We start from the raw sequence: 6,746 nt of genomic DNA on the forward strand, positions 1-6,746 counted from the left end.
AAATAGGGAATGGGACTCTCACAGTGGTGAATGTTCACAGTCTGATTGATAAGAAACTTCCGCTCGATGAGTTCATCGGGCTGAGCAATATATTCCCGAAGGAGGAGGTGAGATATGTTTATAGAGGATCTAGTGCCGCATTTGCAGGTGCAAAAATCCAGGGAAAGGCTGTTTTGTCCTCGGATTCCGTTGTTTCCGGAGTTATATCCCTGCCAAGACCTCCAACAGTAGTTATACGGAATATCACAGTTTCCCTTCCCGGGATTCCAGTTAATGTATTCCTGAACGGACAGAGGATCAATGCCACGAATGTGAGTGCCATAAGGATAAAGAAGATAGAGAGAATATCTTTGGAGGCCTCAACAGCAACCATAATGAAGGAGGGCGACGGATTCAGCCAGAAGTTCTCAGTTGAAGGAGCGATATGGATAAAATTCCCGGGATACTCGGAGATACTGCTGGAACCTCAGAACAGATCTTTCAATGGAAGCGATATAGCCCTGAACTTTGTTGCCCCAAGCGGGTTTGTAGTTCAGCTCTTACAGCCCAAAGTGAGCGCATCAGGAAACATCACATTCTCATCATTTTACTCATTTGACAGAAATCTTCCACTGTTCATGTCGTCAAATGGTACAGATCTGTCCCTGGAGGGCAACATCGACTTCGAGATAATTGCCTCTGATAACTACAAATTGATCAGGATAACAGGGTTAAGAGCTGAGGGAAGGAAGCTCAACTTAGTTGATGACAGGATAATGCTGCCATACATTCTATTTTGGATTATAGCAGTAGCTCCGCTCCTCCTCTTCTCCATCTTGATCAGGGAGGCCGGAAGGGAGGATGTTCCATAAAATTCGCAGATCAGGAAGCCTCATAGATGTATTCATCATAGCCATTCTCTCCCTAATTCCGGTGAGGTCAACCCTAAACGGGGGGCTAATCGAGGTTCAGGACTTCGGCTTCCCCCTTCAAATAACCCATCCATCCACTGCTTTCTACGGCTGGTGCCATAGATGCCTCACAGGCCTAAACAACATGCTCCTCTCATTCAACTGGCTTCCCTATCACTCCCTCCTCTTCCTCCTCAACTCGCTTTTAGTTCCGGTATGGGTTTTGAACAGGCTTGTGATAATAGCCTCCTTCTTCTTCCTCGGGCTTGGTGTCTACTTCCTCCTAAGGGTATGCGGAAGATCAAGATACGCATCTCTGGTGGCCTCTCTCTTCGCTATGTTCAACCCAACTGTGGCAACTAGGGATTCTTGGGGGCAGATGCCTCTCCTGATCCAGCTTGGCTTCATCCCAATCGTTCTGGGTTTATATCTATGGTTAAAAAATAAAAAATTCTCTAACCTAAGTATTGCGATACTTACAAGCATAGCATCCCTGCCTATCATGATACTGGCGAATCCTGTGGAGATAGGATTCCTCGGGTTCTGCCTCGTTGTGCTGATGCTGGTTAAGATAGCGTACAATCCTGAGGAGATATCAAATAATATAAAGATTTTAATTCTATATATCATGATCTCATTTTTCATAAACTCGTGGTGGCTTGTCCCCGGCCTTTACTTCATGCTCTACTCAAGAGGGCAGTTTTACACAGCGGAGGCATATGCTTTAATGCTACAAAAAGGCATCTCTGAGATGTCCTCTGTGATAAAGGCCTTTCTCATGTATCCACTTGAGACTACGTCCAGATTCGACTTGTACAGTGAGCCTAGGATAAAGCTCTTGGGTCTTCTAATAATCCTCATTGCCTCTCTATCCTTATTCAGAAAGGACAAGCTCAACTCCTTCTCCCTTATCGTTCTCTCTGTTGCTGTTGCTCTTTTTCAGGGCATTTCTCCTCCTCTTGGAGGATTTTACAGATTTCTCTACAAGAACTTTCCTGGTTTCTTCATATACAGGGAGGTCCATCACTTCGACTCCCTGCTTCTCCTCTCAATTTCCCTCTTGCTTGGAAGCTCCCTTGACACTCTTGCCAAGAAAATGGCCTCAAGGATCTCACGCATTCTACTTACATTCTTAATGCTGATACTAGTTTCCTTCTACGGCTATCCTGTGCTTAGCGGTGACCTGAACGGCTTCTTCACACCTCTTAACATTCCATCATATTACATTGATGCTTTGAACTATCTTGAAAAGGTGAATATTACTGCCAGGGTTTTCTATGAATCCGGGTATCTGACCATATACAGCTGGCATCCTCCCCACTGCGTAACCGAAAACGTGTTCTACTTGGATCCGTTCATGCCCTCAATAGTAAATTCGCGCAATGCCTTTGCTGCCACCACTCTGCCCGATTATGCTAGGAGCCAGATCTCCGGAATTATAGACTCATTTTATGATGGTAATATCAATGCATTAAGGTTTCTAGGAATAAAATATGTGGTAATAGATTCTGCAGACAGCACTAGTGATTCATTCCCTGTTGAGGGGCTCAAGCTCAGGAAGGAGATAGGCTCTATCAAAATTTATGAGGTGGAGAACTCCCTGCCACTCATCTACCCGACAAATTCCTTAACAGTGCTCAAGGAGGACAAAAGATTTGCTTTTCTGAACGCTAAAAACTCATCTCTTTTTGTGCTTGAGGGCCAAAGTCCGTTCTCAAAGAATGTTGAATTCAGCTCTAAGGTGAACATAAGCTGGACTTATGTAAGCCCAGTTGAGTACAGGGTTAAGGTGAACTCAACGGGTCCCTTCTTTCTCGTTTTCTTGGAAACCTATGACGATGGCTGGTCAGCCAGCAGCTCCGGCAGGATCTATACGCACTTCATAGGATATGGATATTCAAATGCATGGCTTATAAATGACTCCGGCTGTTTCGAGGTGAAAGTAGAGTTCAGGCCTCATGTGTTCTTCTATTACGGCTCAGCGATAACGATATTTTCTATAATAGCAGTATCCCTACTTGTAGTGCTGGAAATAAGGCAAAGAAATTCAAAATCTGAGGAAAGAAGCTATAATCACCTTTAGTGGGGTCCTTTTAACATATTTCTGGGCCTTCTGAATGTATTGATGTTCCTCCAGCTGGGAGATAAAAAACACACATGAGGAAACAGTAGAAGATCGGAGGCATATGGTTATGGTATATTCTTAAAGACAGTATCCAGAAAGTTAGAAAAATATTTTTATTCTGATTCTTCGCTGGAGGTAGATGGAAACATACAAGGAATCTCCATGGGTTCTATTGGTTATGATGCCTGAGCAGTGGCCCATTGCAAGAATCTTTGCCAAATATGTAAATACGTTCATATATACAATGAATAATAAAGATCTTTCGAGAGTAAAACTCATAAACTACTCTGGAAAGGCTCTCAACAGGTTTTTCGGAGGAAGAGGGCTATCAATATCCTCTAGGATTTTCAGACTGGGAAAAAGAAAGCTAAAATTCACTCACTGGCAACTGCCAGATCCAAATCTCATAGATCTTATCTTCGTGCTGGATCCATTAGAGTTAACATCGATTTCAATCCCTTTAAGAATGCGGTAAAGGCGTACTGGTCGCAGGATTGCATTCATCCAAGCGATTACTATGCACAAGTCTTGGCTGGAGTTCTCAATTACGACGTGGTTTTCTGTGCACACAAGCAATATATGCACAGGTTTAACAGGACAAAGGTTTGCTGGCTTCCTTATGCATGCGATCCTTACCTTCACAGGCGCATCAATCAACCCCTCAGATATGACCTAGCATTTGTGGGCCATATACCATCTCCTAAAAGTAGAATAGGCAGGGAGAGAAGGAAGCTTCTCCTCAGCATCGGGGAGTTAGCTTCAAAGAAGGTTTTCATTGGAAATGCATGGCAACACGATATGGTCGCTCTTTATAACAGCTCTAAGTTAGTTCTCGATATCTCAAGATCTAAAGAACTCAACTGGAGAGTTTTTGAGGTACTTGGATGCGGTAGACCGCTGCTAACCGATTATAGGGAGGAAGTCGCCGACATATTCAAGAACAGGGAGCATCTAGCTTTTTACTCCTCCTTTGAGGAGTTAATAGAGTTAATAGATTACTACCTTACAAACGATGCCGAGAGGGAGGAGATGGCCAGAAAGGGACAGGAAGAATGCTACAGGGCACATACACTGGATCATAGAGTTAAGACAATCTTAGAGGAGACGATAGGCTTTAAAATAGATGTGGAAACAGTGCAGAAGAAAATAGCATGAGAGAGTTGATAGCATGGCCTTTCCTAAGGCATCGATTCTCTGGGTAAATTATAATTCAATGAACTTTATTAATATAGTAACCGATTCCCTTAAGGAAATTGCAAATTTAGACTATCCAAATTACGAAGTTATAGTGGTGGACAATGGATCCACCGATGGAAGCTTCGCTGTAATAAGGGAGCTTGCCGAGAGGAACAACTTCAAGCTGATAAGGTTGAATAAGAATTTGGGCTTTACCGGTGGAAACAATGCGGGATTCAGGGCTAGAGATAAGGACAGCAAGTATGTTGTTTTAATAAATAATGATGCAATACCATTTCAGAATAGCCTTGAGGAGCTAGTTGAGCTCATGGAGAACGAGGAAGATGTTGGGGGAGCTCAGGGAATTATATTAGATTTTAATGGATTAATTGATAGGGCTGGTATGATGATGGATGAAGTGCTGGCATCCCATCCATTGTTCAGGGGTAGAAGTCCAATAGGCATAAACAAACCTTTGGCAATCACATATCCCAGCGGGGCATTCGCGGTTTACAGGGTAAAAGCAGTTCTAGATGTATGGCATGGAAAGGAGAAGCTGTTCTTTGACTTCGGCTTCGGCTACTTTGATGACAATGTTTTAGGTCTGCAACTGTGGAATCATGGCTGGAAATGCAAATTTTATCCAGTAATTTCCGGAAAACATAGACAGAGTACATCATTTGGTAAAGCAGGCCCTTTAAGAGCCTATTTGTCCTTAAGAAATGCGCTCTTACTGGGCTCCATGGTAAATAGTAGGTATAAAGGACTGATACCAGCTTTTGCACTAAGAGATTCGATGCCCCGAGCTTTTAGACCTATTAGCAGGGCAATAAGCGATTTCTTACGCCTGAGACCTCTTCTGGAGGATTACAGGCTGGATTTGTACAAAGCGCCCGTGATTAGACTGAGCCTTGAGGATCTTATTAAATTGATGGGGCTTAGGCGGAAGTTTACTGCTGAAATAGGCAGGAAGTTATCTACATTATTGCAGAACACGGAAGTTACTGAAACAAACTTGAGAATCGGCGGGAATTTGGTGAGCTGAAATGCTTCTAGGACCTTGTTGTTTTCTGGCTATGTTTAAATCTTCTGAAACCGTAGTTATTATCGGAGGTGGTCTTCATGAGTGCCTCTGAAAAGCCCGTCAGCCAGAGCAACGGAATCTCGGAGTATCCGGATGTGGATGTATGCATCCCAGTGAGAAACAGGGCAAAAGTATTGCCGAGGGTTTTAGATGCACTTTATAATCTAGACTATCCAAAAAATAAAATTAGATTGATTTTTGTGGATGATGAGTCAACAGATGAAACTCCGAATATCCTGAAGAACTTTTACGAGAGGCATCACAGCGAATATAAGGAGATTCTCATAGAAAGGGTAAAGCACCTCGGATTTAATATACCTCGTGTTAGAAATCTGGCTTTCAGGCATACAAAATCTTCTTTGATATTCTGGTTGGACAGCGATGTGCTTCCTCCATCCGATGCCTTAAAGATTCTAGTCGCGGATCTGAGAGAGGATGACAGCGTGGTGCTGTCCTGCATTCCTTATGCTTACAGGGAGGAGGATCTGTGGAAAAGCAGCCTCCCCATAGATATAGATTTATCGCTTGGATGCACCCTGATCAGGAGGGATCTTCTGGAGAAAATAGGAGGATTCGACGAGCGTTATACTAGAACTGACGATCTATGGCTCCAGCAAATGATAAAGAAGCTGGGCTTTAAGATAAAAATACATAGAGATAAAAGATGTCTTCATCTTCATACTATTAAATATCATGAAGTAATTGCTAGCAAATTCGTACATCAGTCTAGATCACTATTTCTTTTGTTGATAGATGGACTCTGGGATCGCTCGCTCTACAGGAGATATGCTTACTACAGCGCGATTTTGTTCTCCCTTATGTTCCTGCCTCTGTGCCCTGCTTTGGGCCTAATTTTTGTATTGTTGCTGATAATTGGAGTTATATGGCATAAAAGTGTAAATAGATATATTCATGTAGCGCCCATAGGGTTGGTAATCACTTTGGGGATTTTCTTGACGTTTTTGAATCCGCTTGCTTGGAGACTTGCAAGAAAAAGATAGTATAAATTTGTGTACATTTCTTACTTTTCATATAAATTATACGGCACATACTTTTTCCTTCCTGCAGATAAGACAACACAGTGAAATCATAAGATTCTTCTAATCAGGCTGTCTAGCTTTTTGGTAAAGCTATCTAGAGTCAGCTCTCTAACCCGCTTTATGCCTTCACTTGAGTAGTGGTTCCATGTCTCCTTATCCGTGATAAGTCTTGCTAAAGCATCTATAGCCTCATCTAGGTCATCATATCCCAGTCCAGCAGTACCTTCTTCGGCAAGATCGGTCCACGTTCCACCGGATTTATGAACAACAGCAGGTAGTCCTCTTGCCATCGCCTCAGCCACAGCTATTCCCCAGTGCTCGTTTACAGTGGAATGCAGAAATGCTCTAGATGAATCCATGGTTTTATTTATTATATCTCTTTGAGCATTCGAAATTATAACAACATCAGCATCTGCCTCGATGTTACTGGA

At 42.8% G+C, this 6,746-nt stretch carries 7 protein-coding genes; 6 read left to right on the forward strand and 1 reads right to left on the reverse strand.

Annotation, left to right across the window (positions count from 1 at the left end; all coding sequences use genetic code 11):
* The 6 genes from D6D85_RS16040 to D6D85_RS03070 all read left to right on the forward strand — a co-directional run.
* Window positions 1-851, forward strand: an 851-nt coding sequence (locus tag D6D85_RS16040) for a hypothetical protein (RefSeq protein ID WP_161969658.1), incomplete at its 5' end; no start/stop codon positions are given.
* The gene (locus tag D6D85_RS03050) at window positions 841-2,973 is read left to right on the forward strand and encodes a hypothetical protein (protein ID WP_125670607.1); all 2,133 of its coding nucleotides are present in this window, start codon (window positions 841-843) and stop codon (window positions 2,971-2,973) included. The genes D6D85_RS16040 and D6D85_RS03050, both read left to right, overlap by 11 nt.
* A 181-nt stretch (window positions 2,974-3,154) precedes the next feature.
* A complete protein-coding gene (locus D6D85_RS03055) occupies window positions 3,155-3,490 on the forward strand; it encodes a hypothetical protein (RefSeq protein WP_125670608.1) in 336 nt (111 codons plus the stop codon).
* Between the two features lie 104 nt (window positions 3,491-3,594).
* A complete protein-coding gene (locus tag D6D85_RS03060; protein ID WP_161969659.1) occupies window positions 3,595-4,170 on the forward strand; it encodes a glycosyltransferase family protein in 576 nt (191 codons plus the stop codon).
* Between the two features lie 13 nt (window positions 4,171-4,183).
* Window positions 4,184-5,236, forward strand: a complete 1,053-nt coding sequence (locus D6D85_RS03065) for a glycosyltransferase family 2 protein (protein ID WP_125670610.1) — start codon at window positions 4,184-4,186, stop codon at window positions 5,234-5,236.
* 77 nt (window positions 5,237-5,313) lie between these two features.
* Entirely contained in the window at window positions 5,314-6,276 is a 963-nt protein-coding gene (locus D6D85_RS03070; protein ID WP_125670611.1) for a glycosyltransferase, read from the forward strand.
* An 86-nt stretch (window positions 6,277-6,362) separates the two neighbouring features.
* On the opposite strand, the gene D6D85_RS03075 is transcribed toward D6D85_RS03070, so the two are convergent.
* Window positions 6,363-6,746, reverse strand: a 384-nt coding sequence (locus tag D6D85_RS03075) for a glycosyltransferase (RefSeq protein ID WP_133308286.1), incomplete at its 5' end; no start/stop codon positions are given.

It is taken from the genome of Candidatus Methanodesulfokora washburnensis (assembly GCF_003947435.1).
Lineage (GTDB): Archaea > Korarchaeota > Korarchaeia > Korarchaeales > Korarchaeaceae > Methanodesulfokora > Methanodesulfokora washburnensis.

What these genes read in the sequence shown, in the direction of transcription:
- D6D85_RS03060 (WP_161969659.1), top strand. Translation starts at nt 3,595, where the DNA reads ATGCACAGGTTTAACAGGACAAAGGTTTGCTGGCTTCCTTATGCATGC.
- D6D85_RS03070 (WP_125670611.1), top strand. Translation starts at nt 5,314, where the DNA reads ATGAGTGCCTCTGAAAAGCCCGTCAGCCAGAGCAACGGAATCTCGGAG.
- D6D85_RS03055 (WP_125670608.1), top strand. Translation starts at nt 3,155, where the DNA reads ATGGAAACATACAAGGAATCTCCATGGGTTCTATTGGTTATGATGCCT.
- D6D85_RS03050 (WP_125670607.1), top strand. Translation starts at nt 841, where the DNA reads ATGTTCCATAAAATTCGCAGATCAGGAAGCCTCATAGATGTATTCATC.
- D6D85_RS03065 (WP_125670610.1), top strand. Translation starts at nt 4,184, where the DNA reads ATGGCCTTTCCTAAGGCATCGATTCTCTGGGTAAATTATAATTCAATG.